Genomic DNA, 26,903 nt, shown 5'->3' with positions numbered 1-26,903 from the left:
AAATGGCCCCAAAAATCGCGTGCGTGTATGATACACGCCGTCCACCCAATTAGCTAAATCCGTGGTATCTGAGGCTTTTTTCATGCAGGCGTATCAGCGCGATTTCATTCGTTTTGCCATCGATCGCGGCGTTTTACGCTTCGGTGAGTTCACCCTCAAGTCCGGGCGCACCAGCCCGTACTTCTTCAATGCGGGCCTGTTCAACTCAGGTTCGGCCCTGGCTCAGCTGGGCCGTTTCTATGCGGCAGCCATCGTTGAGAGCGGTATTTCCTTCGACGTACTCTTTGGCCCGGCCTACAAGGGTATTCCCCTGGCAGCGGCGACGGCGATAGCCCTGGCGGAGCATCACGGGCAGGACTTGCCGTGGTGTTTCAACCGTAAGGAAGCCAAGGCCCATGGTGAAGGTGGCAGCCTGGTCGGCGCGCCATTGACCGGCGATGTGCTGATCATCGATGACGTGATCACCGCGGGTACTGCTATCCGTGAAGTGATGCAGATCATCGCTTCCCAGGACGGCGCCAAGGCTGCCGGTGTGCTGATCGCCTTGAACCGCCAGGAGCGTGGCAACGGTGAATTGTCGGCGATCCAGGAAGTGGAGCGTGACTTCGGCATTCCGGTGGTGAGCATCGTGTCGTTGAACCAGGTATTGCAGTTCCTGGAAGACGACCCGCAGCTCAAGCAACATTTGCCGGCTGTGCGTGCATACCGCGAGCAGTTCGGCGTCTGACACTGAATCCTGTGGGAGCGGGCTTGCCCGCGATAGCGGTGTGTCTGGCGGTGCATTTTTGCATGTACTGTCGTCATCGCAGGCAAGCCAGCTCCCACATTTGAACTGTGTACAAACAAAGGCCCCGCTCAATTCAATTGAGCGGGGCCTTTTTCTTTGCAGCGATCAAGGGCGCTTGCGGTTACTGATCAACGTACCGACACCGGTATCGGTGAAGATTTCCAACAGGATTGCATTTGGCACGCGGCCATCCAGGATCAGCGAGCTGCCGACGCCGCCCTGCACGGCTTCCAGTGCGCAACGGATCTTCGGCAACATGCCGCCGTAGATGGTGCCGTCGGCGATCAGGTCGTCTACCTGCTGGGTAGTCAAGCCGGTCAGTACCTTGCCTTCCTTGTCCATCAGGCCGGCGATGTTGGTCAGCAGCATCAGCTTTTCAGCCTTCAATGCTTCCGCCACCTTACCGGCTACCAGATCGGCGTTGATGTTATAGGACTCGCCATTAGCACCCACGCCGATCGGCGCAATTACCGGGATGAAGTCGCCCTTGACCAGCAGGTTGAGCAAATCGGTGTTGATGCCGATGACTTCGCCCACCTGGCCGATGTCGATGATTTCCGGCTGGGTCATCTCCGGCGTCTTGCGGGTCACGGTCAGTTTCTTGGCGCGGATCAGTTCCGCATCCTTGCCGGTCAGTCCGATGGCGCTGCCGCCGTGGCGGTTGATCAGGTTGACGATGTCTTTGTTGACCTGGCCGCCGAGGACCATTTCCACCACGTCCATGGTTTGCGCGTCAGTGACACGCATGCCATCGATGAAGTGACTCTCGATCGACAAACGCTTGAGCAGGTCGCCAATTTGCGGGCCGCCGCCGTGGACGACCACGGGGTTGATCCCCACAGCCTTCATCAGCACGATGTCGCGGGCAAAGCCGGTTTTCAGCTCATCGCTTTCCATGGCATTGCCGCCGTACTTGATCACCAGCGTCTTGCCGACGTAGCGTCGAATGTAAGGCAACGCTTCGGACAGGACCTTGGCGGTGTTGGCAGCGGCTTCGCGTTCGAGGGTCATTCAGGGCTCCGGGCAAAAATCAGAACGGTAATTGGAGATCAGGGGCAACACGTTTCAACTGGGCGTGGAACACGTCCTTGATGCGCTGCAACTCAGCCTCGGTATCCGCCTCGAAACGCAGGACCAGCACCGGTGTGGTGTTGGACGCGCGAACCAGGCCCCAGCCTTTGGCGTAATCGACTCGCACACCATCAATGGTGGTCAGGTTGGCGCCTTCACCCCATTGCGCATCGTGCAATGCGTCAATGATGCTGAATTTGCTCTCCTCGGTCACATGGATATTGATCTCTGGCGTAGAAATATCATTCGGGAAGGTCTGAAACAGCTCTTCGGCCGTGGATTTCTCCTTGCTGAGGATCTCCAGCAGGCGAGCGGCACTGTAGATACCATCGTCAAACCCGAACCAACGTTCTTTGAAGAACACGTGACCGCTCATTTCACCGGCCAACAGCGCGCCGGTTTCCTTCATTTTCTTTTTGATCAACGAGTGACCGGTCTTCCACATTAGCGGGCGACCACCGTATTCCTTGATCAATGGCGTCAGGCGACGAGTGCATTTCACATCGAAGATGATCTCGGCGTTGGCATTGCGCGCAACCACGTCTCGAGCAAACAGCATCAACAGGCGGTCCGGGAACACGATCTCGCCGGTTTCGGTCACCACGCCCACACGGTCGCCGTCGCCATCGAAGGCCAGGCCGACGTCGGCGCCCACTTCCTTGACCTTGGCAATCAGGTCTACCAGGTTTTCCGGCTTGCCTGGGTCCGGGTGATGGTTGGGGAAGTTGCCGTCCACTTCGCAGAACAGTGGGATCACTTCGCAGTTCAGGGCTTCGAGCAATTGCGGGGCAATCACACCCGCTGCGCCGTTGCCGCAGTCCACCACGACTTTCAAGCGGCGGGCGAGCTTGACGTCGCGAGTGATTTCATCGGAGTAGCGCTGGAGGATATCGACCTTGGTGATGCTGCCGGTGCCGCTGGTCAAGTCGTTGGTCTTCAGGCGGGTGTGCAGGGCCTGGATCTGTTCATTGGCGAGGGTGTCGCCAGCGATGACGATCTTGAAGCCGTTGTAATCCGACGGATTGTGGCTGCCGGTGAGCATGACCCCGGATTTGCCCGCCAGTACGTTGGCGGCGTAGTACAGCGCGGGGGTTGGCACCAAGCCGACGTCGCTGACATGGCAGCCGCTGTCAGCCAGGCCCTGGATCAGTTGCTCGACCAACTCCGGGCCGGACAAGCGGCCGTCACGGCCTACCGAGACGTTGGGTTCGCCTTGGGCCAGGCTCTGGGAGCCGATGGCGCGGCCGATCCAGTAGGCGGTTTCGGCGGTCAGGGTCTTGGGGACCACACCACGGATGTCATAGGCGCGAAAAATGCTGTCGGGAAAGGTCGGGGCTACGCGGGCTGCGGTACTCATCGCGGGGGAAACTCCATCTGAAAGGGGGCAAGGCGGGCCTGATGTGGCTGGCCGGCAGGCTCAAACTGAAGGGTATGACGGCGTTTTCGGCAGAGAGTTCGTGGTGTAAAAATGCCATCGGCGCTTCGGCCTCGGCATTATTTTTACCTAATCCTTTGATTTCATTATAGAAATCTCGATGATCATTTCCGCGCATTCTTTATCCTGAAAGGCCGGGCGGCGGTGTGTGGCCGGTCGATTGCGCCCGGCCACGTTCAGCTTAGTCAGTGACTGCCGGAATGCCCAAAACCGCCTGCACCACGTTGGGTTTCGTCGAATTCCTGCACCAATTCGAAATGCGCCTGCACCACCGGCACCAGTACCAGTTGGGCGATGCGCTCGCCGACGGCGATGTTGAAAGCAGTCTGGCCACGGTTCCAGCACGACACCATCAACTCGCCCTGGTAGTCGGAATCGATCAGGCCGACCAGGTTGCCTAGCACGATGCCATGTTTATGGCCCAAGCCGGAGCGCGGCAGGATCAGCGCCGCCAGGCCAGGATCGCCGACATAGATCGACAAGCCCGTGGGAATCAGGATGGTCTGGCCCGGCTCAAGGACGGTGTCTTGCTTGAGCATGGCGCGCAGGTCCAGGCCGGCGGAGCCCGGTGTGGCGTAGGCCGGCAGGGGAAAGTCGTTGCCGAGGCGTGGGTCGAGGATCTTGGCTTGTAAAGCATGCATGGACATTAAACCTGGTTCAGCCGTTGGGCGATAAAAGAGATCAGTTGGCGGGCAATCTTGCCCTTGCTGGTCTGGGCGAAAAGGGTGGCGTGCAATTCACGGTCGATCACGCTGCACGCATTTTCCTCGCTGTTGAAGCCGATGCTCGGGTTGGCGACATCATTGGCAACGATCAGGTCGAGGTTTTTGTCTTTCAGTTTGCGTGCGGCGTAGTCCAGCAGGTGCTCGGTCTCGGCTGCGAAGCCGACGCTGAACGGACGGTCCGCACGGGTAGCGATGGTGGCCAGGATGTCCGGGTTACGCACCATTTGCAGGAGCAGGCCGTCGCCGCTCGTAGGGTCTTTCTTGAGCTTCTGCGGGGCCACGACCTCGGGTCGGTAATCCGCAACCGCTGCCGAGGCGATAAACAGGTCGCAGGGAATGGCGGCTTCGCAGGCCGCCAACATGTCCCGGGCGCTGACTACGTCGATACGCGTAACGCGATCAGGGGTCGGCAAATGTACCGGGCCGGTTATCAGTGTGACCCGTGCGCCTGCCTCGACCGCAGCTTCTGCCAACGCGAAGCCCATTTTTCCTGAGCTATGGTTGGTGATGTAGCGCACCGGGTCGATGTTTTCCTGGGTCGGGCCGGCGGTGATCAGCACGTGCTTGCCGGTCAGGGCCAGATGCTGGAAGCACTCGGCGGCGCACTGCGCCAGGTCGGTGGCTTCGAGCATGCGGCCCAGGCCGACGTCGCCGCAGGCCTGGCTGCCGGAAGCCGGGCCGAACACCTTGAGGCCGCGGGTTTGCAGGAGTTGGGTATTGGCCTGGGTGGCCGGATCGCGCCACATGGCCTGGTTCATGGCCGGTGCGATAGCGACGGTGGCGTCGGTGGCCAATACCAGGGTGGTGAGCAGGTCATCGGCAATGCCCTGGGCCAGGCGGGCGATCAGGTCGGCAGTGGCCGGGGCTATCAGCACCAGGTCGGCCCATTTGGCCAGTTCGATATGGCCCATGGCGGCTTCTGCGGCCGGGTCCAGCAGGTCGAGGTGAACCGGGTGGCCGGACAACGCTTGCATGGTCAGCGGGGTGATGAACTCACTGCCACCACGGGTCATGACCACGCGCACTTCGGCGCCCTGGTCCAGGAGCCTGCGAACCAACTCTGCGCTCTTGTAGGCGGCAATGCCGCCGCCGACGCCGAGAACGATGCGTTTCCGATACAGACGCTGCATTGGTTTGCCTTTCCAGTTCAGTGATGCCAGTTCAATGACACCTGCGATGACCCCTCCCCAGGTGAAATCGCAGGCAAAAAAGAGGGCCCTACGATAACACAGCGCCCGCCGGGCAACAGCGGAGCAGATACAGGGAGGTGGGATGAGTATTCGTGATTGGCCCGTGGCAGAGCGTCCACGGGAGAAGTTATTGGAAGGCGGCGCGGCGAGCCTGTCCGATGCCGAGCTGTTGGCGATCTTCCTGCGTACGGGGGTGGCCGGCCGAAGTGCGGTGGATCTGGCGCGCCATCTGTTGGCGCAATTCGGTGGCCTGCGCCCGTTACTGGAGGCCAGCCAGACGTTGTTCAGCCAGCATCTGGGGCTGGGGCCGGCGAAGTTTGCCCAGTTGCAGGCGGTGTTGGAGATGTCCCGGCGCCACCTGGCCGAGCGCTTGCGGACTGACTCTGTGCTGGAAAACCCGCTGGCCGTGCGTGAGTACCTCAAGGCACTGCTGCGCCATGAGCCCCATGAGATCTTCGGCTGCCTGTTCCTGGACTCCAAGCATCGGGTGCTAGGGTTCGAGGTCATGTCCCAAGGCACGATCGACGCTGCGATTGTCTACCCGCGACAGGTGGTCAAGCGCGCCTTGGCGTACAACTCGGCGGCATTGATCCTGTGTCATAACCATCCGTCGGGAAGCACGGAGCCCAGCGCGGCTGATCGAAAATTGACCAAGCTGCTGCAAAAGGCGCTGGACGTGGTGGATGTGCGGGTGCTGGACCACATCATCGTGGGCGATGGTGACCCGCTGTCGATGGCTGAATACGGTTGGCTGTAACGGCCCTGCCTCTGTAGGAGCGAGCTTGCTCGCGAAAAACCAGAGGGCCCCGCGGGGTGTCAGGTTTTTCCGCGTCATCGTTGACGATTTTCGCGAGCAAGCTCGCTCCTACAGGTGGGGGGTTGTGCCTTAGGGCTTGAGGCTGACTTTCGAATAGTCCTGGCGCCCGAACGGGCTTACCTGGTACCCCTGGATGTTCTTGCGGGTCAAGGCAAACGCCGTCGGATGCGCCAGTGGCAGCCACAGCGCCTGTTGCTGGATCTGCGCCTGGGCCTGCTGATACAGCTTGCTGCGCACACCTTGCTCACTGGTGGTTTTGCCCGCACTGATCAACTTATCCAGGGTGGGGTCGCAATAGCGGGCAAAGTTGGTGCCGGACTTCACCGCGGCGCAGGAGAACTGCGGCGTCAGGAAGTTATCCGGGTCGCCGTTGTCCCCAGCCCAGCCCATGAACAGCAAGTCGTGCTCGCCGGCCTTGGCGCGGCGGATCAACTCGCCCCATTCGATCACGCGAATCTCGGCCTGGATGCCAACCTTGGCCAGGTCGGCCTGCAACAGTTGGGCGCCGAGGTTCGGGTTGGGGTTCAGCAGGCTGCCGGTAGGGCGGGTCCATATCGTGGTTTTGAAACCGTCCTTGAGCCCGGCGCGGCCCAGCAAGGCCTTGGCTTTGGCGAGGTCCTGCGGGTAGCCTGGCAACTCTTTGGCATAGCTCCAGGTGTTCGGCGGGTAGACACCGTTGGCCGCTTCGGCGGTGCCTTCGAACACGGCCTTGAGGTAGCTGCCCTTATCAAAGGCCAGGTTGATCGCCTGGCGCACTTCGGGCTTGTCCAGCGGTGGGTGCTGGCTGTTGATGGCGACGAACGCGGTCATGAAGGCGGCGGTTTCTTCCACCTTCAGCGCCGCGTCTTTTTCGGCCTCGCCCACATCCAGGGGCTTGGGTGACAGGGCGATCTGGCATTCATCGCGGTGCAGCTTCTGCAGGCGTACGTTGGCGTCCGGGGTGATGGCGAAAATCAGGTTGTCCACCGCCGGTTTGCCGGCGAAGTAGTCCGGGTTGGCCTTGTAACGCACCACGGCATCTTTCTGGAAACGCACGAACACAAACGGGCCGGTGCCGATTGGCTGGCTGTTGAGCTTCTCGGGTGTGCCGGCCTTGAGCAATTTATCGGCATATTCAGCCGGATAGATCGACGCAAAGCCCATGCTCAGTGCTGGGAGGAAGGTGGAATCGGCATGGTCGAGGGTGAAGCGTACGGTCAGTGGGTCAAGGGCGTCGATTTTCTTGACCAGTGCCGGCAATTGCAGGGACTGGGCGTGAGGAAAGCCGCTCTGGGCGATCTTGTGCCACGGGTTGGCCGGGTCGAGCATGCGCTCGAAGCTGAAGCGTACATCTTCGGCCGTCAGGGTGCGGCTTGGGCTGAAATAGCTGGTGCGATGGAATTTCACATCGGGGTGCAGTTTGAAGGTGTACGTCAGCCCATCGGGCGACACTTCCCAGCTATCTGCAAGGCTCGGTACCAACTTGCCACTGGCCGCGTCGAATTCTACCAAACGGTTCATCAGCACGTCGGCCGAGGCGTTGGTGGTGGTCAGTGAGTTGTACTGCACCACATCGAACCCTTCGGGGCTGGCCTCGGTGCATACGCTCAAGTTGGTGGCCGCAACGGCCATCGGCGCAATAAAGAGAGGGGCAAGCAATAGCGGTAGGGCAGCGAGGCGCATATTCGGTTTCCTGTGCAGATCGAAGGCCCATCTGCGAGTGCAGTCTGGAAAAAGCCTACCGTAGAGGTCTGATTGATAAATGACTAGCCCATTTTTGCCTGTGCTTTTGGCCAAAATGCTGTTTTGATGGCGCCTCAGCGTGTTTCGCCGTGCACTTCCCTGTGACCGCAGACGTTGTAAATCATTCTGTGCGACGAGCGGTCGGCTGTTACAGCGGCCCCTCCTGGCAGCGGTTCAGGCACTTGTGGCCAAGATTTACGCTGCTAAAAGTACACAGGTTGTTGTTGCACTGGGGTCTTTCTGGTATAAAGCAGCGCTCTTTTCTAGGGGCCCGGTTCCTTCACTGTAGGTGTAGCCGGTAAGACCCTAAAGAAACGCGGCGCCTGGCGCCAAATGACTGAGAGATTAAGCGGCCAACCCATGCCGGGTTGGGCATGTGGTTTTAGAGGGCTGAGGCATGTCGAGAGTCTGTCAAGTTACCGGTAAGGGTCCGGTGACTGGGAATAACATTTCCCACGCAAATAACAAAACCCGTCGTCGTTTCCTGCCGAACCTGCAGCATCACCGCTTCTGGGTTGAAGAAGAGAAACGTTTTGTTCGCCTGCGTGTATCTGCTAAAGGCATGCGTATTATCGACAAGCGTGGCATCACTGTCGTGCTGGCCGAAATCCGCGCCGCTGGCAAGATCTAAGGAGCTCTATCATGCGTGAATTGATTCGAATGATCTCTAGCGCCGGTACTGGTCACTTCTACACTACCGACAAGAACAAGCGTACTACCCCGGACAAGCTCGAAAAGAAAATGTTCGACCCGCGCGTTCGCAAGCACGTGATCTACAAAGAAGGCAAAATCAAGTAATTGATTTTCTTCCTTGTGAAAAAAAGCCCGTATCTCACGATGCGGGCTTTTTTTTGCCTGATCGTTCCCACGCTCTGCTGATCGTTCCCACGCTCTGCGTGGGAATGCCGTCTCGGACGCTCAGCGTCCCGTTGTCGATCAACCAATGATCAGGCTTTCTCTTCAAACACCACGTAGATCTTGCGGCACGCTTCCAGCACTTCCCAGGTACCACTGAAACCGGCAGGGATCACAAAGCGGTCGCCGGCCCGCAGTGTCTTGGCATTCCCCTCGGCATCGCGCAACACCGACACGCCTTGCACGATCTCGCAGTACTCATGCTCGGTGTAATTGACCTTCCACTGGCCCACTTCACCTTCCCAGACGCCCGCGTTCATCTGGCCGCATGGGCTGTTGTAGTGGTTGTAGAGTGTCTGTTCGGGGTCGCCCTTGAGGATTTTCTCGGCGGCAGGGCGGTAGCGTTCGGGGGCGGTGTTGGCTTGGCTGAAATCGACGATGTCCTGGATGCTCATGTGCATTTCCCGTCTGGCCTGCGGTTGGAGAGCCCAAAGTCTATGTTTATTAAAATGAACATCGCAAGGGCGTTTGCCGCCGTTCTGTCAAATATATTGAAACATCCCCAGCCGCTGGTTTAGGGTGGCAGCTGCCTTGAGCCGAACAGCAGGCTGGCCGGGCAAGCATTCGTGATGGCGCCGGGATAAACCTCCCAGGCCCTTGTATTCAATAAGAGGAGGACACTCGCATGACCACCCTGACCCGTGCCGACTGGGAACAACGCGCCAAGGCTCTGAAAATCGAAGGCCGCGCCTATATCAATGGCGAATACACCGCCGCCGTTTCCGGTGATACCTTCGAATGCATCAGCCCGGTGGATGGGCGCTTGCTGGCCACTGTCGCCAGCTGTGATGCCAGCGACGCCCAGCGCGCCGTGGAAAATGCGCGTGCCACCTTCAATTCCGGTGTGTGGTCGCGCCTGGCGCCGGCCAAGCGCAAGTCAGTCATGATCCGTTTCGCCGCGCTGCTCAAGGCTAACGCCGAAGAGCTGGCGCTGCTCGAAACCCTGGACATGGGCAAACCCATCAGCGATTCCCTGAACATCGACGTCCCCGGCGCGGCGCAAGCCCTGAGCTGGAGCGGCGAGGCGATCGACAAGATCTACGATGAAGTCGCCGCCACGCCCCACGATCAACTGGGCCTGGTGACCCGCGAGCCCGTCGGCGTCGTTGGCGCCATCGTGCCGTGGAACTTCCCGTTGATGATGGCCTGCTGGAAACTCGGCCCGGCGCTGTCTACCGGCAACTCTGTCATCCTGAAGCCGTCCGAAAAATCCCCGCTCACCGCCATCCGCATCGCCGCGTTGGCCGTTGAGGCTGGTATTCCAAAAGGCGTGTTCAACGTGCTGCCTGGCTATGGCCACACGGTAGGTAATGCGCTGGCGGTGCATATGGACGTCGATACCCTGGTGTTCACGGGCTCGACCAAGATCGCCAAGCAACTGTTGATCCGCTCCGGCGAATCGAACATGAAGCGTGTATGGCTGGAGGCTGGCGGCAAGAGCCCGAACATCGTGTTTGCCGACGCGCCGAACCTGCAAGCGGCGGCCGAATCCGCCGCCAGCGCCATTGCCTTCAACCAGGGCGAAGTCTGCACCGCCGGCTCGCGGCTGCTGGTCGAGCGTTCGATCAAGGACACCTTCCTGCCGCTGGTGATCGAGGCCCTCAAGGGCTGGAAACCCGGCAACCCACTGGACCCAGCCACCACTGTGGGTGCATTGGTGGATACGCAGCAGATGAACACCGTGCTTTCGTACATTGAAGCTGGCCACGCCGATGGCGCCAAGCTGGTCGCGGGTGGCAAACGCACCCTGGAAGAGTCCGGCGGCACCTACGTCGAGCCGACGATTTTCGACGGCGTGACCAATGCCATGAAGATCGCCCAGGAAGAGATCTTTGGCCCCGTCCTTTCGGTGATCACTTTCGACAGCGCCGAAGAAGCCATCGCCATCGCCAACGACACCCAATACGGCCTGGCTGCGGCGGTGTGGACGGCGGACATCTCCAAGGCACACCTGACGGCCAAGGCTCTGCGCGCCGGCAGCGTGTGGGTTAACCAGTACGACGGCGGCGACATGACTGCACCGTTCGGTGGTTTCAAGCAGTCGGGTAATGGCCGCGACAAGTCGCTGCATGCATTCGACAAGTACACCGAGCTGAAGGCGACCTGGATCAAGCTCTAAGCAACACTGCTGATCCCCCTGTAGGAGCGAGCTTGCTCGCGAAGAACCTGAAGGCGCCGCGTTTATCCAGCATGAACGCGTCATCGTTAACGTTTTTCGCGAGCAAGCTCGCTCCTACAGTCGTTTTGCGAAGCAGAATTATCCACAGGAGCGTGGCAATGCGTTGGGCGACTTATTTCGCCGTGCTGGCGTCGGTACTCAGCGTTGGCCTGGCTCTGGGTGTCAGCATGCCGTTGGTATCCCTGCGTCTTGAAGGCTGGGGTTATGGCAGTTTCGCTATTGGCGTGATGGCGGCGATGCCGGCATTCGGCGTACTGCTAGGTGCCAAGGTCTCCAGCCGCATGGCGTCCTGGCTCGGCACTGCCAACCTGATGCGCCTGTGCCTGTGGGCCGGTGCGGTGTCCATCGGCTTGCTGGCGATCCTGCCCAGCTACCCGGTGTGGCTGGTGCTCAGGCTGATGATCGGGGTGATCCTGACCATCGTATTTATCCTGGGTGAAAGCTGGATCAACCAATTGGTGGTCGAGCAGTGGCGTGGCCGCCTGGTGGCGCTGTATGGCTGCAGCTATGCCTTGAGCCAGCTGTCGGGGCCGTTGCTGTTGGGCCTGATTGGCACCGACCATGACTACGGCTTCTGGGTCGGCGCGGGCCTTTTGGTGCTGGCGCCGCTGCTGTTGCTGGGACGTACCGGCGCGCCGACGGCGGATTCGTTCAGCGTGACCTTTGGCGACCTGTGGCGCTTTTGCCTGGGCCTGCCGGCGATTGCCTGGGCCGTGGCGTTGTTTGCTGCGTTTGAAGCGATGATCCTGACGCTGTTGCCGGTGTACTGCCTGCAACAGGGTTTTACTGCCGAGATCGCCTTGGCGATGGTCAGCACGGTGGTGGTGGGCGATGCGTTGCTGCAATTGCCCATTGGCGCGCTGGCCGACTATCTGCCGCGACGCACTCTGTTTCTGGCCTGTGCACTGCTGTTGCTGGCGTCGAGCCTGGCGGTGCCGTTATTGATGCACACCTTGCTGATCTGGCCGGTGTGGGTGCTGTTCGGCGCCAGTGCCGGCGGGTTGTTCACCTTGTCGCTGATTTTGATTGGCGAGCGCTACCGCGACGATGCGTTGGTGCGTGCCAACGCTCACGTGGCGCAGCTGTGGGGCATTGGCTGCCTGATCGGGCCGCTGGTGGCAGGAGCGGGCAGCCAGTGGATCAGCGGGCATGCGCTACCGCTGCTGATGGCCGCCGGGGCGCTGGGTTTGGTGGTGCTGTTGCTGCGCCAGGGGGCTTTCGGCGCTACGCAGCCGGCCTGACCTTTAACGCGGCCAATGTGGGAGCTGGCTTGCCTGCGATGACGGTTTGTCAGCCAGCTTATTTGTTGTCTGGCACACCGTTATCGCGGGCAAGCCCGGCTCCCACAGGTGATCCGCAGGGGTTTTAGAGCATGCGTTCCAGGCCAACACTGGTGGCGAACCAGGCATTGAACCGTCGCCACCAACTGCCCGGTTCGCGGGTCAGGGTGTGCATCTGGCCGTTGTCTTCTGTCACCCACACCACCTGGCCGTCCTGCAGTTTGGCCTCATAGCTCAACGCCGGCGCCATGCCTTCCAGCGCCAGGTTGCGCACGTGTTCAGCCAGCTCGGGACTGTCCACCAGTACGCCGACTTCGGTGTTCCACAGCACTGAGCGCGGGTCGAAATTGAATGAGCCGATAAACGACTTTTCTCGGTCGAAGATCATCGCCTTGCTGTGCAGGCTGGAGTCCGAGCCGCGCCAGCTGCCATGCCGAAACAGGTGCGGGCCGCTACTTGCGCTGGGGTCGCCCGGCTGCCGGCGCAGCTCATAGAGCTTTACCCCGTGCTCCAGCAGCGCCTTGCGATAGGGCGCATAACCGCCGTGCACGGCCGGTACGTCGGTGGCTTCGAGGGCGTTGGTCAGCAGGCGCACCGAAACACCCGCATCGGCACGCCCTGTGAGGTAGACCAGCCCAGGTTGGCCCGGTACGAAGTAAGCCGAAATCATGATCAGCTCATGGCTGACACCCGCCAGCTCTGGCGCCAGCTGAGTGGTCAGCAACAGTCGGGGGTCGGGGTCGGCCTTGGCCAGTACCTTGCTCGGCGCGTCCCACAGCGCCTGGTTCCAGGCCCAGATCAACTCGCGGCGCCAGAGGTCCATGCGGGGCTGGGTCTGGTACGTGCGCAGGCGGTTATACAGCGCGTGGTTCTGCTGACGGGATTGAGCCAGGGAGGCTTCAAGGCGCCCGCGGGCGACGGCGAGGCCGACCTTGGAGGGTTTGTTCGAGACGAAGTCATCGATAGGCTTGCTCAAGGCGCTGTTCCAGTACTGGTCGAAGCTGTGACCCAATTGCTCGGCCACCGGCCCGACGCTGAGCATGTCGATGTCGGTAAAATTCAGGTTCGGTTCGGCGTCGAAATACTCGTCGCCCAGATTGCGCCCGCCAACGATGGCCACGCTGTTATCGGCCAGCCACAGCTTGTTATGCATGCGCCGGTGTTGCAGTGACAGGTTGAATACACGGCCCATGGCGCGCGTGACGCCGGTGCTACGGCCCAGATGCAGCGGGTTGAACAGGCGTATATGCACCTTGGGATGGGCGGCGAGGGTGGCGATGATCTGGTCGAGGCCATCGCTGGTGGTGTCGTCCAGCAAAATCCGCACGCGCACCCCGCGGTCGGCGGCCTTGAGCAGTTCGTCCACAAGCATGCGTGTACTGATGCCGTCGTGCACGATGTAGTACTGCAAGTCGAGGCTGGTCTGGGCGTTGCGGATCAACTCGGCACGTGCCATGAAGGCTTCACTGCTGTTGGGCAGCAAGCGGAAGCCCGAGCGTCCTTGGTAGGGGGCGGCCTGGGCCTGGATCGAGCGACCGAACGAGGAGTCCTTCGCCGGCAGGGCATCGCTGGGGATGCGCGGGGTGTCGACCGTGGCGCAGCCGCCCAGGGCCAGGGCGGCCAGCAGGCAAAACGGTAAAAGCCGTCGAATCATCAAGGAAACTGCTTCCAGGTCAGGGCGGTTGTGGCATATGACGGCATTTGCTCGGGAAAGGTCAGTCCGCCGTCTCTTGCAGCATTTTGCGTGCAGCGGCACCTACCTTGCGCACGGCCTCTTCAATCTGCGTCGTTGGCTTGGCAGCGTAGTTCATGCGCAAGCAGTTACGGTACTTGCCGGAGGCGGAGAAGATGCTGCCTACCGCCACCTGTACACCTTGTTCCACCAGCACGCGGTTGAGCTTCAAGGTGTCGAAGCCCTCCGGCAGCTCAATCCATAGCATGAAGCTGCCTTGGGGCCGGCTGGCGCGCGTGCCAGCGGGGAAATAACGGCTGACCCAATCGAGCATCAAGTCGCGATTACGCTGGTATTGGGTACGCATCCTACGTAAATGAGGCTCGAAATGACCGCCTTTGAGGAATTCGGCAATGGCAATCTGCGGCTGCGTGGCCGTAGAGCCGGTGCTGATGTATTTCATGTGCAGCACCCGCTCCAGATAGCGTCCCGGTGCGACCCAACCAATGCGCAGGCCGGGCGCCAGGGTTTTGGAGAACGAGCTGCACAGCAGCACACGGCCGTCTTCATCGAAGGATTTGATGGTGCGCGGGCGTGGGTAGCTGTAGGCCAACTCGCCATACACATCGTCTTCGATAATCGCCACGTCAAAGCGCTGGGCCAGGGTCAGCAAGGCGCGTTTACGGGCTTCCGGCATGATGTAGCCCAAGGGGTTGTTGCAGTTTGGGGTGAGCTGGATGACTTTGATCGGCCACTGTTCCAGCGCCAGTTCCAAGGCCTCCAGGCTGATGCCGGTGAGCGGGTCGGTAGGGATTTCCAGGGCTTTCATGCCCAGGCCCTTGAGGGTCTGCATGGCGCCGTGGAAGCTGGGCGAATCCACCGCGACGATATCGCCGGGCTCACAAATCGCGTGAATGCTGGCGGAGAGGGCTTCGTGGCAACCGGTGGTGATCACGATGTCTTCGGCGCTCAGTTGGCAGCCGGAGTCCAATGACAGCCGGGCGATTTGCTCACGCAGTTCCATACAGCCAAGGATATTGTCGTAATACAGCCCCGGCAGGTCTTGGCGCCGGCTGACACGGGCGAGGCTACGCAGCAACGGCTTCAAGGTAGGCGACAATACATCCGGCATGCCTCGGCCCATCTGTATGACGTCTTTGCGCGGCACCGCACGAATCAGTTCCAGCACCAGGTCCCATTGGGAGATTTCCACTGGTCGTTGGGCCGGGCGGCCTATCTCGGGCAGTGCCGGCAGTTCACGGCCCACCGGAACAAAATAGCCCGACTTGGGCTTGGGCATCGCCAGGCCGTTGTCTTCGAGCAACCGATACGCCTGCTGCACGGTGCTCAGGCTTACCCCATGTTCCACACTCAAGGCCCGCACCGAGGGCAGTCGATCGCCCGGACGATAGAAGCCCTGTTCAATACGGGTGCCGAGCAATTCGGCGAGGTTGACGTAAAGGGTCATGGGTGGTCGCTCCCGAGGGACCAGTACAGATAGGGGAAAAATACAGGATTCAACCACTCAAAGGCAGCATCTGTATGTATTTAATAAAAGTTGGCTGAATCTGTAATGGTTCTGGCCGCCCACGCATGCTGATCACTCAAGGCAACAGGCCAATGAGGGGCAGTCAAATGAGCGGCATGAGCGATGTACGGCTGGCGTTACGCAGTCAGGAACTGGAAGCAGCGCAGGAACAGGTGATCACTGCCTCGGCTTCTGGCCGCTGGAATCTGTTCTGGCGCCGTCGCCATACGCGCAAGGCCCTGCTGGATCTGAGCCGCGAGCAGTTACGCGACATCGGGCTGACCGCCGATCAGGCGCGCCGTGAGGGTTTGAAACCCTTCTGGCGCGATTGATCAGAGCAGTTCTTTGAGGCGGTGCCAGAGCATCCCCAGTGCCAGCAGCGGCGAACGCAGGTGTTTACCGCCGGGGAAGGTGATGTGTGGCACTTGGGCGAACAGATCGAAACGCCCCTGTTGCTGGCCGCTGATGGCCTCGGCCAGCAGCTTGCCCGCCAGGTGCGTGGCGTTGAGGCCATGGCCGGCATAGGCCTGGGCGTAATACACGTTGGGTTGATCGGCCAGGCGGCCAATCTGCGGCAGGCGGTTGGCGCCGATGCCGATCATGCCGCCCCATTGGTAGTCGATTTTCACATCTGCCAATTGGGGGAATACCTGCAGCATCTTCGGTCGCATGTAGGCGCCGATGTCCTTGGGGTCTCGACCGGAGTAGTGGCAGGCGCCGCCGAACAACAGGCGACGGTCGGCGGACAGGCGGAAGTAATCCACCGTCACGCGCTGGTCACACACGGCCATGTTCTGCGGTAACAGGCGGGTGGCTTGCGCCTCGCTCAAGGGCTCGGTGGCAATGATGTAGCTGCCGGCAGGCAACACCTTGCCGCTCAGTTGCGGGTTGAGCCCGTTCAGGTAGGCGTTGCAGGCCAGTACCAGGGTCTTGGCGCGCACAGTGCCTTGGGCGGTATGCACCTTGACCTCAGGGCCATAGTCGATACGGGTCACTTGGGATTGCTCGTACAGCGCCACGCCCAACTGCTGGGCAACGGCAGCCTCACCCAGTGCCAGATTCAGCGGGTGCAGATGGCCGGAACCCATGTCGATCATGCCGCCTACATAGCGATCAGAGCCGATTACGGTGCCCATCTCGCTGGCTTGCAACAGGCGCACTTCGTGGCGGTAGCCCAGGCTGCGCAGCTCTTCGGCATCCTCGGCCAGGCCCTGCAGGTCGCGGGGTTTGTTGGCCAGGTCGCAGTAGCCCCAGGTCAGGTCACAGGGGATCTGGAAGCGCTCCACACGCTCGCGCACGATCTCCACGGCTTCCAGGCCCATCAGCTTCATCTGGCGCACGCCGTCGCTGCCGATCACCTGGGTGAACTGATCCAGCCCGTGGCCGACACCGCGAATCAACTGGCCGCCATTGCGCCCGCTGGCGCCCCAACCGATTTTGCGCGCCTCCAGCAACACCACGCGAAAGCCGCGCTCGGCCAACTCCAGGGCGGTGTTGAGCCCGGAGAACCCCCCGCCGATCACACAGACATCGGCGTTCACCTCACCCGTCAGCGTCGGGTAATCCGGTTGCGGGACGCTGCTGGCGGCGTAGTAGGAAGCGGTGTGCCGGGCGCTGGCGGTCATGGGGAACCTCCCTGTCTGGAAAATTTGACGCAGGATACAGGGGTCGCACGACGCTGTCTGCGCGGGGCTTTTTGCGTCAGAATCCACGTCTATTCGCCGTTCGGTATGGGTTTCGATGAGTTGCAACAGTCAGAAAATCAGCGCGCTGCGTCGCCAGATTCCTTCGTTCGAGTGCGTCCCCGGTTGCCACGACTGCTGTGGGCCGGTGACCACCTCGCCCGAGGAAATGTCGCGTCTGCCGCGCAAGACCGCTGCCGAGCAAGAGGCGGCGATGGACGCGCTGAACTGCGTACACCTGGGGCCCAAGGGTTGCACGGTGTATGACGAGCGGCCGCTGATCTGTCGCCTGTTCGGCACCACCAAGACCTTGCCGTGCCCCAATGGCAGGCGGCCAGTGGAGCTGATTCATCCGCGGGTGGAGAAGCAGATTCATGAGTACATGGCGAGTACCCGGCAGGTGTTGGTCTAGCGGATGTACTCGGTTAAAACTGTGGGAGCTGGCTTGCCAGCTCCCACATTTGACCGTGTTGTGTCACTGGGTCAGTCAGGGATCGGCAGGTTCAGGCTCTCTTTCACCTCTTCCATCACGATATAGCTCTTGGATTCCCGCACATGGGGGAGTTTGAGCAGGATATCGCCCAGCAATTTGCGGTACGACGCCATCTCCGAGATTCGCGCTTTCACCAGGTAGTCGAAATCACCCGACACGAGATGGCATTCCAGCACGTGAGGCAGTTTCAGCACGGCTCGGCGAAATTCTTCAAAGGTGTCACCCGACTTGTAATCCAGGCTGATCTCGACAAATACCAGCAAACTTCCCTTCAAATGCTGGGGATTGAGCCGTGCGTTGTAGCCCATGATGATCCCTTCGCGCTCCAGGCGCCGCACGCGCTCGGTGCAGGGCGTGGTGGACAGCCCGACCTTTTCCCCCAGCTCCGTGAACGAGATGCGCCCGTCGGTTTGCAGGATGCGCAGGATATTGCGGTCGATCTTGTCCAGCTCCCGCTTGGTCTGGGTGTTGGTACGCATAGGGGATACGCCTCTGTCAAAAGGGTTTTTGCCAAGAATTGTCGCCAAATATAGGCATTTATATAGTGAAATGCACTGCCGATTGTTTTTTACACTGCGCCCATCATTGCTCGAATAACACACGTCAGCGGCTGAGCCCGCGATGAGGATATAAAAATGCGCGTTCTGGTCTTGGGTAGCGGCGTCATTGGGGTGACCAGTGCCTACTATTTGGCGCGGGCCGGCTTCGACGTTGTGGTGGTTGATCGTCAGCCTGCCGCTGCCATGGAAACCAGTTTCGCTAATGCCGGTCAGGTGTCCCCTGGCTACGCCTCGCCATGGGCCGCGCCGGGTGTGCCGCTCAAGGCCATCAAATGGCTGCTTCAGCGCCACGCGCCGCTGGCGATCAAGGCCACCGCCGATATCGACCAATACCTGTGGATGGCGCAGATGCTGCGCAACTGCACGGCTAGCCGCTACGCGGTGAACAAGGAACGCATGGTGCGCCTGTCCGAGTACAGCCGCGACTGCCTTGACGAATTGCGCGCCGAGACCGGCATTGCCTACGAAGGGCGCAGCCTCGGGACTACCCAACTGTTCCGCACCCAGGCCCAGCTCGATGGCGCCGCCAAGGACATCGCCGTGCTGAAAGAGTCCGGCGTGCCATTCGAATTGCTCGACCGAGCCGGCATTGCCCGGGTTGAACCGGCCCTGGCCAGCGTCACCGATATCCTCGCGGGTGCCTTGCGCCTGCCCAACGACCAGACGGGCGATTGCCAGATGTTCACCACGCGCCTGGTCGAAATGTGCAAACAATTGGGCGTGGAATTCCGCTTCGAACAAGACATCCAGCGCCTGGACTACGCAGGCGACCGCATCAACGGTGTGCTGATCGACGGCAAGCTGGAAACTGCCGACCGCTATGTACTGGCTCTCGGCAGTTACTCGCCCAAGTTGCTCAAGCCATTGGGGATCAAGGCGCCGGTGTACCCGCTCAAGGGTTATTCGCTGACTGTGCCGATCACTAACCCGGCAATGGCGCCGACCTCGACCATTCTCGATGAAACCTACAAAGTCGCGATCACCCGTTTCGACAACCGTATTCGCGTCGGTGGCATGGCTGAAATAGCCGGTTTTGACCTGTCGCTGAACCCGCGGCGACGTGAAACCCTGGAGATGATCGTCAACGACCTTTATCCTCAGGGCGGCGATCTGGCCCAGGCCAGTTTCTGGACCGGCCTGCGCCCGACCACCCCGGACGGTACACCGATTGTGGGTGCCACGCCGTTCAAGAACCTGTTCCTGAATACAGGCCACGGTACCCTCGGTTGGACCATGGCCTGTGGTTCAGGTCGCTTGCTGGCCGACCTGATGGCGAAGAAAACGCCGCAGATCAGCGCCGCAGGCCTCGATATTTCCCGTTATGGCAACCACCAGGAGTCCGCACAACATGTCAATCCAGCGCCAGCTCACCAATGAGCGCATGAGCCAGATCGTTGTCCACAGCGGTACCGTGTACCTGGCAGGGCAAGTTGGCGACGACATGAGCGCCGGGATTGAGCAGCAGACCCGTGAAACCCTGATCAATATCGAGCGCTTGCTGGACCTTGCGGGTACCGACAAGTCCAGGTTGCTGTCGGTAACGATCTACCTGAAGGACATCGACGCCGACTTCGCTTTGATGAACGCGGTATGGGACAAATGGCTGCCCAAAGGCGTCGCCCCGGCCCGCGCCACTGTGCAAGCCAAGCTGTGCGAACCCGAGATTCTGGTAGAGCTGTCTGTCGTGGCTGCGCTGCCTTAACAACGATCCCTCTCCCGGTGCCGGCGTTGTTGGTCGGCACCGGTTTTTTATTGACTTTGCTGCCTAGAAGCCTGCCGCCATGCGTCCAGCCCGTGCCCTGATTGATCTCCAAGCCCTGCGCCATAACTACCAATTGGCCCGAGAAGTCACCGGGGCCAAGGCCCTCGCCGTGATCAAGGCCGATGCCTACGGCCATGGCGCGGTGCCCGTGGCCCAGGCACTGAAGGCGCAAGCCGACGGGTTCGCGGTGGCGTGCATCGAGGAAGCGCTGGAACTGCGCGCCGCCGGCATTCGTGCGCCGGTGTTGCTGCTGGAAGGTTTTTTCGAAGCCGACGAGTTGCCGCTGATCATCGAGCAGGATTTGTGGTGCGTGGTGCATTCGCTTTGGCAGTTGGACGCCATCGAGCAAGCTCGTTTGAGCAAGCCGCTGACAGTGTGGCTGAAGCTGGACTCGGGCATGCACCGTGTGGGCCTGCACCCCAAGGATTACCAGGAGGCGTATCAGCGCCTGCTGGCGAGTGGCAAAGTGGCGAAAATCGTGCTGATGAGCCATTTTGCCCGCGCCGATGAGCTCGATTGCGTCAGCAGCAACGAACAAGTAACGGTGTTTGAGGCGGCGCGCCAGGGGCTGGCGGCTGAGGTCAGCCTGCGCAACTCACCGTCTGTATTGGGCTGGCCAAGCGTGTCCAGCGACTGGGTGCGCCCCGGTATCATGCTTTATGGCGCAACGCCCTTTGGCGAAGACCAGGCCCTCGCCGCGCGCTTGCAGCCTGTGATGACCCTGGAGTCCAAAGTCATCTGCGTGCGCGAGTTGCCGGCCGGTGAGCCGGTGGGCTACGGCGCCAGGTTCGTCACGCCCAAGCCGATGCGCATCGGCGTGGTTGCCATGGGTTATGCCGACGGTTACCCACGTCATGCGCCGACCGGTACCCCGGTGCTGGTCGCTGGCCAGCGCAGCCGGCTGCTGGGGCGCGTGTCCATGGACATGCTGTGTGTCGACCTCACCGACTTGCCCCAGGCGGGCCTTGGTTCCACCGTAGAGTTGTGGGGCAAGCACATCCTCGCCAGTGATGTTGCCGTGGCCGCCGAGACCATCCCCTATCAGATTTTCTGCAATCTGCGCCGAGTGCCAAGGCTCTATAGCGGCGCTTAGCCGCCGGCAACGAACCGAGCACACCGGGATTTAGGCCCAAGTGTTGTAAATACTGAACGCTGTCGCCATGATAACGCTCAATTACAACAAAGCCTGAATCCTAGGAGGCTCCTGCATTGGACGTCGGCGAACGACTGCAATCCATCCGTAAACTCAAAGGTCTTTCCCAGCGTGAGCTCGCCAAGCGTGCGGGCGTCACCAACAGCACCATTTCGATGATCGAGAAAAACAGCGTCAGCCCCTCGATCAGCTCCCTGCGCAAGGTGTTGGGCGGTATCCCCATGTCCATGGTCGAGTTCTTCTCCGAAGAAGTGCTCCAGGAAATACCGACGCAGATCGTCTATAAAGCCAATGAGCTGATCGACATCTCTGACGGTGCCGTCACCATGAAACTGGTGGGGCGGGCGCGCCCAAGCCGGGCCATCGCATTTCTCAATGAAATCTACCCTCCGGGTGCCGACACGGGCGAAGAAATGCTCACCCATGAAGGCGAAGAAACCGGAATTCTGGTGGAAGGGCGCCTGGAATTGGTGGTCGGTCTTGAAACTTTTGTGCTCGAAGCGGGCGATAGCTACTACTTTGAAAGCACCAGGCCTCATCGTTTTCGCAATCCGTTCGACGTGCCGGCGCGACTAATCAGCGCAGCCACACCCGCGAACTTTTAAGAATAGAGGCGCCCTGCCAGCGTTGCAGAGGTTCCCGCAGCTGTACACCGTGAGGCCGAATCTCCCTTTATTTAATAGGGTTGTTTCGGCCAGGCGGGCTAACAGTTATACTTTCGCCGCCTGCGAAACCGTGGCCGCAGGCGTGAATAGCCACCATTGAGGGTGAACGCGTGAACCTAATTATGAAAATGCTGGCTGCACCAGCAACCGTACTGGCCCTATGGGCTGTCAGCGCTCAAGCTGCGACCAATGATGACATTGCCAAGCGCCTGGAGCCTGTGGGCCAGGTTTGCGTCCAGGGCCAGGAATGCAAGGGCATGGAAGTTGCCGTGGCAGCCGGCGGCGGCGGCGCGAAAACCCCCGATGAGATCATCGCCAAGCACTGTAATGCGTGCCACGGCAGCGGCCTTTTGGGTGCGCCAAAAATTGGCGACACCGCCGCATGGAAAGAACGCGCCGACCATCAAGGTGGCCTCGATGGCATCCTGGCCAAGGCCATCACCGGTATCAACGCCATGCCGCCCAAAGGCACCTGCGCTGATTGTTCGGATGACGACCTCAAGGGTGCGATCAAGAAGATGTCCGGGCTGTAATCGGCCGATCTTCGTCAAAAATGCCGCTTACCAGCGGCTTTTTTGTGCCCGCGATTTGGTATTCAGGCTGTTCATTGCAGCAAAGACCCGGCAAGCTCGGTCCAACCCCTAATTCATGGAATGTTCGGGAGCAGTCGGATGGTGCAGTTGTGTTCAATCGAGCAAGCAGTTGACGACGTACTGGAGCGCCTGCCGGCGCATATCCACATGGGCATGCCGCTGGGGCTGGGCAAGCCCAATCTGTTCGTCAACGCGCTATACCGGCGCATCGCAAAATTGCCCGAACGGGCGCTGACGCTCTATACGGCCTTGAGCCTGGGCCGTCCTACGCAGGGTGACGGTCTTCAAAAGCGCTTTATCGAACCTTTCATCGAACGAGTGTTTGGCGACTACCCCGAGTTGGATTTCCTCGCGGACCTGCACAAGGGCAGCCTGCCGAGGAATATCCGTGTGCAGCAATTCTTTATGCAGCCCGGCAGCTTGCTCCACAGCGCCGCGGCGCAACAGGATTACGTCAGCAGCAACTACAGCCATGCGGCCCGCGACATCAATGCCGCCGGCCTGAACTTGGTGGCGCAATTGGTTGCCAGTAGCAGCGAGCATCCCGACCGCCTGAGCCTGAGCTGCAACCCGGATATCACCCTCGACCTGATGCCCATGATCGCCAAGCGCCGCGCGGCTGGGGAGACCATCCTGGTCGTCGGCCAGGTCCATAGCGATTTGCCCTACATGCCTGGCGATGCCGAGTTGGGCATGGATGAGTTCGACTACCTGCTGGATGAAAAAGACAGCACCACGCTGTTCTCCACTCCGAACATGCCGGTGGGCTTTCAGGATCATTTTATCGGCCTGCATGCCAGCACCCTGGTGCGTGATGGCGGTACGTTGCAGATTGGCATCGGCTCCATGGGCGATGCACTGACGGCTGCCTTGCTGGCGCGCCAGGCCGACAACGAAGCCTATCGCCTGTTGCTCACCGACTTGGATGTGTACCAGTGGGCGCCGTTGATCAGCCGCGAAGGCGGCGTCGAGCCGTTTGCCCGTGGCCTTTACGGTTGCAGCGAGATGTTCGTCAACGGCCTGCTGGTATTGGCGGATGCCGGGATCGTGCGGCGCAAGGTCTACCCGGATGTGGCGACCCAGATGCAGGCCAACGCGGGCACCCTGGACGACGCGGCGCAACCCGATGGGGTGTCGATCCATGGCGGTTTCTTCCTGGGGCCTCGCAGTTTTTACCAGCGCTTGCAGGAAATGACCCATGCCAAGCGCCAGGCATTCAACATGACCCGCATCAGCTACATCAACGAGCTGTACGGCCAGGAAGAACTCAAGCGCTTGCAGCGCCTGGATGCGCGGTTTATCAACAGCGCTATCATGGTCACCTTGCTCGGCGCGGGCGTGGCTGATCAGTTGGAAGACGGTCGCGTGCTCAGTGGTGTGGGCGGGCAATACAATTTCGTGGCCCAGGGGCATGCGCTGGAAGGTGCACGCTCAATCCTGATTTTGCGCAGCTGGCGCGAGTCGGCGGGTGAGGTCAGTTCCAATATCGTCTGGGAGTACGGCCACTGCACCATTCCCCGGCACCTGCGGGATATCGTCATTACCGAATACGGTATTGCCGACTTGCGGGGTCAGACGGATGCCAAGGTGATCGAAGCGTTGCTGAACATCACTGACTCAAGGTTCCAGCACGACTTGATTGAGCAGGCGCAAAAGGCCGGCAAACTGCCCAAGGATTTCCAGTTGGATCCGCGTTTTGCCGACAACACGCCGCAGCGGCTCCAGGCGATTCAGGCCAGGCACCGTCGCTTGTTCCCCGAATACCCCCTGGGCTGTGACTTCACGGATGAGGAGCGGGACTTGTTGCGGGCGCTGAACTGGCTCAAGAGCAAATTCAAGCTCACGGAAATTCTGGAGTTGGGCAAGGCGGCACTCGACGCGCCGGAGCCGGAGGCGTTTCCCGAGCATTTGCAGCGGATGCGCTTGGATAAGCCGGAGGGCATCAAGGAAGACCTGTATCAACGCTTGCTGCTGGCCGGACTGCAGGCCACCGCCCACTGACAGCGCAACGCAAAACCTAATGTGGGAGCAGGCAAGCCAGCTCCCACACAGTGATTACTCGATAAAGGTCACGACACCACCGGCCAGCGACTTCACCCGCGCCAGCGACTCAACCCGATAACCCTGTGCATCCAGTTCTGCACGCCCACCCTGGAACGACTTCTCGATCACAATGCCCAAGCCGGCTACGGTCGCGCCGGCCTGCTTGATGATCGAGATCAGCGCCTGGGACGCCTTGCCGTTGGCCAAAAAGTCATCGATCACCAGCACGCGGTCGCTGCTGGTCAGGTGGCGCGGGGAGATCGCCACGGTGCTTTCGGTTTTCTTGGTGAAGGAATACACCGTGGCCGACAGCAGGTTTTCCGTGAGCGTCAAGGATTGCTGCTTGCGCGCGAAGATCACCGGCACACCCAGGTTCAGCCCGGTCATGATCGCCGGGGCAATGCCCGACGCTTCGATGGTGACGATCTTGGTGATGCCCGAATCCTTGAACAGTGCGGCGAACTCGTCGCCGATCAGTTTCATCAGTGCCGGGTCGATCTGGTGGTTCAGAAAGGCGTCAACCTTGAGGACCTGATCGGAAAGCACGATGCCTTCTTCGCGAATTTTCTTGTGCAGTGCTTCCACGGAAAGCTTCCTCTAATGGCGCGTTGTGCGCCGAAAGTAGATTAAAAAGTAGTCGATTCTAGCGCTTTAACATCGCGCGTATATCCGCCAAGGCGGTGTTGCCGCGAACGGCCTTCACCTCGGTGGGAGTGTCGTCATTGCCTTCCCAGGCCAGGTCGTCCGGCGGCAGTTCATCCAGGAACCGGCTGGGGGCACAATCGATGATTTCACCGTATTGCTTGCGCTTGGCGGCAAAGGTGAAGGCCAGGGTCTGACGAGCGCGGGTAATGCCCACGTAGGCCAGGCGGCGTTCTTCCTCGATGGTGTCGGCTTCGATGCTGGAGCGGTGCGGGAGGATTTCCTCTTCCATGCCCATGATGAACACGTAGGGAAATTCCAGGCCCTTGGACGCATGCAAGGTCATCATCTGCACGCCTTCGGCACCGTCTTCCTCTTCTTGCTGGCGCTCGAGCATGTCGCGCAACACCAGCTTGCCGATGGCGTCCTCGACGGTCATCTCGCCGTCTTCGTCTTTTTCCAGGGTGTTCTTCAACGCCTCGATCAGGAACCAGACGTTGCCCATGCGGTAATCGGCGGCCTTGTCGCTGGAGCTGTTGGTGCGCAGCCAGTTTTCATAGTCGATGTCCATGACCATGCTGCGCAGGGCGCTGATCGGGTCTTCGCCGGCGCACTGCTCGCGGACCTTGTCCATGAAGCGCTTGAAGCGTGACAGGCGATCAGTGAAGCGCGTGTCCAGGTGTTCGCCCAGGCCGATTTCGTCGGTGGCGGCGTACATCGAGATCTTGCGTTCGGTGGCGTAGTTGCCGAGCTTTTCCAGGGTGGTGGAGCCGATTTCCCGGCGCGGCACGTTGATCACGCGCAGGAAAGCGTTGTCGTCGTCCGGGTTCACGATCAGCCGGAAGTAGGCCATCAGGTCTTTGACTTCCTGGCGTCCGAAAAAGCTGTTGCCGCCCGACAGGCGATACGGCACCTGGTGATGCTGCAGCTTCAGCTCGATCAGTTTGGCCTGGTAGTTGCCGCGATACAGGATCGCAAAGTCGCTGTAGGGCCGGTCGGTGCGCAAGTGCAGGCTGAGGATTTCCACGGCGACGCGCTCGGCTTCGGCGTCTTCGTTGCGGCAGCGGATCACACGGATCTCGTCACCATGGCCCATCTCGCTCCACAGTTGTTTTTCGAACTCGTGGGGGTTGTTGGAGATCAGCACGTTGGCGCAACGCAGGATGCGGCTGGTGGAGCGGTAGTTTTGCTCCAGCATCACCACTTTCAAGGAGGGATAGTCTTCCTTGAGCAGCATCAGGTTTTCCGGGCGGGCGCCGCGCCAGGCGTAGATCGACTGGTCGTCGTCGCCCACCACGGTGAACTGGTTGCGCGTGCCGATCAGTAACTTCACCAGCAGGTATTGGCTGGCGTTGGTGTCCTGGTATTCGTCCACCAACAGGTAGCGCACCTTGTTCTGCCACTTCTCCAGGATGTCCTTGTGCTCCTGGAAAAGCTTGACTGGCAGCAGGATCAGGTCGTCGAAGTCCACAGCGTTGAACGCCTTGAGCGTACGCTGATAGTGGGTGTAGACGATGGCAGCGGTCTGCTCCTTGGGGTTGCGTGCAGCTTCCAGGGCTTCGGCGGGCAGGATCAGGTCGTTTTTCCACGAGCCGATCATGTTCTTGATTTCGTCGACGCCGTCGTCGCCCGCGTATTCCTTCTGCATGATGTCGGTCATCAGGGCCTTGACGTCGGTCTCGTCAAAGATCGAGAAGCCCGGCTTGTAGCCCAGTCGCACATGCTCCTTGCGGATGATGTTCAGGCCCAGGTTGTGGAAGGTGCACACGGTGAGGCCACGGCCTTCGCCACCCTTGAGCAGGGTGCCGACCCGTTCTTTCATTTCCCGCGCCGCCTTGTTGGTGAAGGTCATGGCGACGATGTACTGGGCGCGGATGCCGCAGTTCTGGATCAAGTGCGCGATCTTGCGCGTGATCACGCTGGTCTTGCCGGAGCCTGCACCGGCGAGCACCAATAGAGGGCCGCCGACGTAGTTCACGGCTTCTTGCT

Annotated in this window: 25 protein-coding genes and 1 pseudogene; 14 read left to right on the top strand and 12 right to left on the bottom strand. The window is 60.5% G+C overall.

Features of this window, described 5'->3' with window-relative positions:
* Positions 1-82 precede the first annotated feature (82 nt).
* Entirely contained in the window at positions 83-727 is a 645-nt protein-coding gene (gene pyrE / locus APH41_RS14515; protein ID WP_034129093.1) for an orotate phosphoribosyltransferase, read from the top strand.
* A 165-nt stretch (positions 728-892) separates the two neighbouring features.
* Here the strand turns inward: pyrE and argB are convergent, their stop codons facing one another.
* From argB to coaBC, 4 genes and pseudogenes are all read right to left on the bottom strand, one after another.
* Positions 893-1,798 carry an acetylglutamate kinase gene (gene argB, locus APH41_RS14510; protein ID WP_003213275.1) on the bottom strand — a complete coding sequence of 302 codons (906 nt, stop codon included), beginning with the start codon at positions 1,796-1,798 and terminating at the stop codon, positions 893-895.
* Between the two features lie 19 nt (positions 1,799-1,817).
* Positions 1,818-3,224: pseudogene (locus tag APH41_RS14505) on the bottom strand (phosphomannomutase/phosphoglucomutase); the annotation flags it as partial.
* A gap of 254 nt (positions 3,225-3,478) precedes the next feature.
* Complete coding sequence (dut, locus tag APH41_RS14500) at positions 3,479-3,934, bottom strand: dUTP diphosphatase (RefSeq protein ID WP_054919777.1); 456 nt, start codon at positions 3,932-3,934, stop codon at positions 3,479-3,481.
* A gap of 5 nt (positions 3,935-3,939) precedes the next feature.
* Positions 3,940-5,148 carry a bifunctional phosphopantothenoylcysteine decarboxylase/phosphopantothenate--cysteine ligase CoaBC gene (coaBC, locus tag APH41_RS14495; protein WP_054919730.1) on the bottom strand — a complete coding sequence of 403 codons (1,209 nt, stop codon included), beginning with the start codon at positions 5,146-5,148 and terminating at the stop codon, positions 3,940-3,942.
* A 142-nt stretch (positions 5,149-5,290) separates the two neighbouring features.
* Here coaBC and radC point away from each other — a divergent pair, with 142 nt between their 5' ends.
* A complete protein-coding gene (gene radC, locus APH41_RS14490; RefSeq protein WP_054919727.1) occupies positions 5,291-5,965 on the top strand; it encodes a DNA repair protein RadC in 675 nt (224 codons plus the stop codon).
* Positions 5,966-6,094: 129 nt separating this feature from the next.
* On the opposite strand, the gene APH41_RS14485 is transcribed toward radC, so the two are convergent.
* Positions 6,095-7,687, bottom strand: a complete 1,593-nt coding sequence (locus tag APH41_RS14485) for an ABC transporter substrate-binding protein (RefSeq protein WP_054919724.1) — start codon at positions 7,685-7,687, stop codon at positions 6,095-6,097.
* A gap of 457 nt (positions 7,688-8,144) precedes the next feature.
* On the opposite strand from APH41_RS14485, the gene rpmB reads away from it, so the two are divergent.
* Both rpmB and rpmG read left to right on the top strand, forming a co-directional pair.
* Positions 8,145-8,378, top strand: coding sequence for a 50S ribosomal protein L28 (rpmB, locus tag APH41_RS14480; RefSeq protein ID WP_003176907.1), 234 nt, complete (start codon positions 8,145-8,147; stop codon positions 8,376-8,378).
* Positions 8,379-8,389: 11 nt separating this feature from the next.
* Complete coding sequence (rpmG, locus tag APH41_RS14475) at positions 8,390-8,545, top strand: 50S ribosomal protein L33 (RefSeq protein WP_003176906.1); 156 nt, start codon at positions 8,390-8,392, stop codon at positions 8,543-8,545.
* 149 nt (positions 8,546-8,694) lie between these two features.
* On the opposite strand, the gene APH41_RS14470 is transcribed toward rpmG, so the two are convergent.
* Complete coding sequence (locus APH41_RS14470; protein WP_014720478.1) at positions 8,695-9,057, bottom strand: cupin domain-containing protein; 363 nt, start codon at positions 9,055-9,057, stop codon at positions 8,695-8,697.
* A 230-nt stretch (positions 9,058-9,287) separates the two neighbouring features.
* On the opposite strand from APH41_RS14470, the gene APH41_RS14465 reads away from it, so the two are divergent.
* Positions 9,288-10,781, top strand: a complete 1,494-nt coding sequence (locus APH41_RS14465) for an aldehyde dehydrogenase (protein WP_003195472.1) — start codon at positions 9,288-9,290, stop codon at positions 10,779-10,781.
* Between the two features lie 158 nt (positions 10,782-10,939).
* A complete protein-coding gene (locus APH41_RS14460; RefSeq protein WP_054919722.1) occupies positions 10,940-12,082 on the top strand; it encodes an MFS transporter in 1,143 nt (380 codons plus the stop codon).
* Positions 12,083-12,206: 124 nt separating this feature from the next.
* Here the strand turns inward: APH41_RS14460 and APH41_RS14455 are convergent, their stop codons facing one another.
* Positions 12,207-13,775 (bottom strand): phospholipase D family protein, encoded by a 1,569-nt coding sequence (locus APH41_RS14455; RefSeq protein ID WP_054919719.1) that lies wholly within the window; start codon positions 13,773-13,775, stop codon positions 12,207-12,209.
* Positions 13,776-13,836: 61 nt separating this feature from the next.
* Positions 13,837-15,261: a PLP-dependent aminotransferase family protein gene (locus APH41_RS14450; protein ID WP_054896025.1), complete on the bottom strand. Its 1,425-nt coding sequence runs from the start codon at positions 15,259-15,261 to the stop codon at positions 13,837-13,839.
* Between the two features lie 167 nt (positions 15,262-15,428).
* On the opposite strand from APH41_RS14450, the gene APH41_RS14445 reads away from it, so the two are divergent.
* Positions 15,429-15,653, top strand: coding sequence for a DUF1127 domain-containing protein (locus tag APH41_RS14445; RefSeq protein ID WP_054919717.1), 225 nt, complete (start codon positions 15,429-15,431; stop codon positions 15,651-15,653).
* Here the strand turns inward: APH41_RS14445 and APH41_RS14440 are convergent, their stop codons facing one another.
* The gene (locus APH41_RS14440) at positions 15,654-16,946 is read right to left on the bottom strand and encodes an FAD-binding oxidoreductase (RefSeq protein WP_054919714.1); all 1,293 of its coding nucleotides are present in this window, start codon (positions 16,944-16,946) and stop codon (positions 15,654-15,656) included.
* 115 nt (positions 16,947-17,061) lie between these two features.
* Here APH41_RS14440 and APH41_RS14435 point away from each other — a divergent pair, with 115 nt between their 5' ends.
* Positions 17,062-17,415, top strand: a complete 354-nt coding sequence (locus APH41_RS14435; protein WP_054919711.1) for a YkgJ family cysteine cluster protein — start codon at positions 17,062-17,064, stop codon at positions 17,413-17,415.
* Between the two features lie 71 nt (positions 17,416-17,486).
* Here the strand turns inward: APH41_RS14435 and APH41_RS14430 are convergent, their stop codons facing one another.
* Entirely contained in the window at positions 17,487-17,975 is a 489-nt protein-coding gene (locus tag APH41_RS14430) for an Lrp/AsnC ligand binding domain-containing protein (protein ID WP_003176896.1), read from the bottom strand.
* Positions 17,976-18,131: 156 nt separating this feature from the next.
* On the opposite strand from APH41_RS14430, the gene dadA reads away from it, so the two are divergent.
* From dadA to APH41_RS14400, 6 genes are all read left to right on the top strand, one after another.
* Positions 18,132-19,433 carry a D-amino acid dehydrogenase gene (gene dadA / locus APH41_RS14425; protein WP_054896021.1) on the top strand — a complete coding sequence of 434 codons (1,302 nt, stop codon included), beginning with the start codon at positions 18,132-18,134 and terminating at the stop codon, positions 19,431-19,433.
* The gene (locus APH41_RS14420) at positions 19,405-19,758 is read left to right on the top strand and encodes a RidA family protein (protein ID WP_034129083.1); all 354 of its coding nucleotides are present in this window, start codon (positions 19,405-19,407) and stop codon (positions 19,756-19,758) included. The genes dadA and APH41_RS14420 overlap by 29 nt, the downstream gene beginning before the upstream one ends.
* A 79-nt stretch (positions 19,759-19,837) precedes the next feature.
* Positions 19,838-20,911, top strand: coding sequence for an alanine racemase (gene alr, locus APH41_RS14415; RefSeq protein WP_054919709.1), 1,074 nt, complete (start codon positions 19,838-19,840; stop codon positions 20,909-20,911).
* A 116-nt stretch (positions 20,912-21,027) separates the two neighbouring features.
* Positions 21,028-21,576 (top strand): cupin domain-containing protein, encoded by a 549-nt coding sequence (locus tag APH41_RS14410; RefSeq protein ID WP_014720470.1) that lies wholly within the window; start codon positions 21,028-21,030, stop codon positions 21,574-21,576.
* 182 nt (positions 21,577-21,758) lie between these two features.
* The gene (locus APH41_RS14405; protein ID WP_034129081.1) at positions 21,759-22,169 is read left to right on the top strand and encodes a cytochrome c5 family protein; all 411 of its coding nucleotides are present in this window, start codon (positions 21,759-21,761) and stop codon (positions 22,167-22,169) included.
* 138 nt (positions 22,170-22,307) lie between these two features.
* Positions 22,308-24,230 carry an acetyl-CoA hydrolase/transferase C-terminal domain-containing protein gene (locus APH41_RS14400; protein WP_054919707.1) on the top strand — a complete coding sequence of 641 codons (1,923 nt, stop codon included), beginning with the start codon at positions 22,308-22,310 and terminating at the stop codon, positions 24,228-24,230.
* Positions 24,231-24,284: 54 nt separating this feature from the next.
* Here the strand turns inward: APH41_RS14400 and APH41_RS14395 are convergent, their stop codons facing one another.
* Positions 24,285-24,857, bottom strand: a complete 573-nt coding sequence (locus APH41_RS14395) for a xanthine phosphoribosyltransferase (RefSeq protein ID WP_003195447.1) — start codon at positions 24,855-24,857, stop codon at positions 24,285-24,287.
* A 58-nt stretch (positions 24,858-24,915) separates the two neighbouring features.
* Positions 24,916-26,903 (bottom strand): DNA helicase Rep (gene rep, locus APH41_RS14390; protein WP_054919704.1); only part of this gene is annotated, 1,988 nt, incomplete at its 5' end.

It is taken from the genome of Pseudomonas sp. NBRC 111138, from assembly GCF_001320835.1.
Classification (GTDB): domain Bacteria; phylum Pseudomonadota; class Gammaproteobacteria; order Pseudomonadales; family Pseudomonadaceae; genus Aquipseudomonas; species Aquipseudomonas paracarnis.
This window is presented reverse-complemented; position numbering and strand designations above follow the sequence as displayed.

Excerpts from the sequence above, each read along its gene's own strand:
- pyrE (WP_034129093.1), top strand. The coding sequence starts at position 83 with ATGCAGGCGTATCAGCGCGATTTCATTCGTTTTGCCATCGATCGCGGC.
- argB (WP_003213275.1), bottom strand. The coding sequence starts at position 1,798 with ATGACCCTCGAACGCGAAGCCGCTGCCAACACCGCCAAGGTCCTGTCC.
- dut (WP_054919777.1), bottom strand. The coding sequence starts at position 3,934 with ATGCATGCTTTACAAGCCAAGATCCTCGACCCACGCCTCGGCAACGAC.
- coaBC (WP_054919730.1), bottom strand. The coding sequence starts at position 5,148 with ATGCAGCGTCTGTATCGGAAACGCATCGTTCTCGGCGTCGGCGGCGGC.
- radC (WP_054919727.1), top strand. The coding sequence starts at position 5,291 with ATGAGTATTCGTGATTGGCCCGTGGCAGAGCGTCCACGGGAGAAGTTA.
- APH41_RS14485 (WP_054919724.1), bottom strand. The coding sequence starts at position 7,687 with ATGCGCCTCGCTGCCCTACCGCTATTGCTTGCCCCTCTCTTTATTGCG.
- rpmB (WP_003176907.1), top strand. The coding sequence starts at position 8,145 with ATGTCGAGAGTCTGTCAAGTTACCGGTAAGGGTCCGGTGACTGGGAAT.
- rpmG (WP_003176906.1), top strand. The coding sequence starts at position 8,390 with ATGCGTGAATTGATTCGAATGATCTCTAGCGCCGGTACTGGTCACTTC.
- APH41_RS14470 (WP_014720478.1), bottom strand. The coding sequence starts at position 9,057 with ATGAGCATCCAGGACATCGTCGATTTCAGCCAAGCCAACACCGCCCCC.
- APH41_RS14465 (WP_003195472.1), top strand. The coding sequence starts at position 9,288 with ATGACCACCCTGACCCGTGCCGACTGGGAACAACGCGCCAAGGCTCTG.
- APH41_RS14460 (WP_054919722.1), top strand. The coding sequence starts at position 10,940 with ATGCGTTGGGCGACTTATTTCGCCGTGCTGGCGTCGGTACTCAGCGTT.
- APH41_RS14455 (WP_054919719.1), bottom strand. The coding sequence starts at position 13,775 with ATGATTCGACGGCTTTTACCGTTTTGCCTGCTGGCCGCCCTGGCCCTG.
- APH41_RS14450 (WP_054896025.1), bottom strand. The coding sequence starts at position 15,261 with ATGACCCTTTACGTCAACCTCGCCGAATTGCTCGGCACCCGTATTGAA.
- APH41_RS14445 (WP_054919717.1), top strand. The coding sequence starts at position 15,429 with ATGAGCGGCATGAGCGATGTACGGCTGGCGTTACGCAGTCAGGAACTG.
- APH41_RS14440 (WP_054919714.1), bottom strand. The coding sequence starts at position 16,946 with ATGACCGCCAGCGCCCGGCACACCGCTTCCTACTACGCCGCCAGCAGC.
- APH41_RS14435 (WP_054919711.1), top strand. The coding sequence starts at position 17,062 with ATGAGTTGCAACAGTCAGAAAATCAGCGCGCTGCGTCGCCAGATTCCT.
- APH41_RS14430 (WP_003176896.1), bottom strand. The coding sequence starts at position 17,975 with ATGCGTACCAACACCCAGACCAAGCGGGAGCTGGACAAGATCGACCGC.
- dadA (WP_054896021.1), top strand. The coding sequence starts at position 18,132 with ATGCGCGTTCTGGTCTTGGGTAGCGGCGTCATTGGGGTGACCAGTGCC.
- APH41_RS14420 (WP_034129083.1), top strand. The coding sequence starts at position 19,405 with ATGTCAATCCAGCGCCAGCTCACCAATGAGCGCATGAGCCAGATCGTT.
- alr (WP_054919709.1), top strand. The coding sequence starts at position 19,838 with ATGCGTCCAGCCCGTGCCCTGATTGATCTCCAAGCCCTGCGCCATAAC.
- APH41_RS14405 (WP_034129081.1), top strand. The coding sequence starts at position 21,759 with ATGAAAATGCTGGCTGCACCAGCAACCGTACTGGCCCTATGGGCTGTC.
- APH41_RS14400 (WP_054919707.1), top strand. The coding sequence starts at position 22,308 with ATGGTGCAGTTGTGTTCAATCGAGCAAGCAGTTGACGACGTACTGGAG.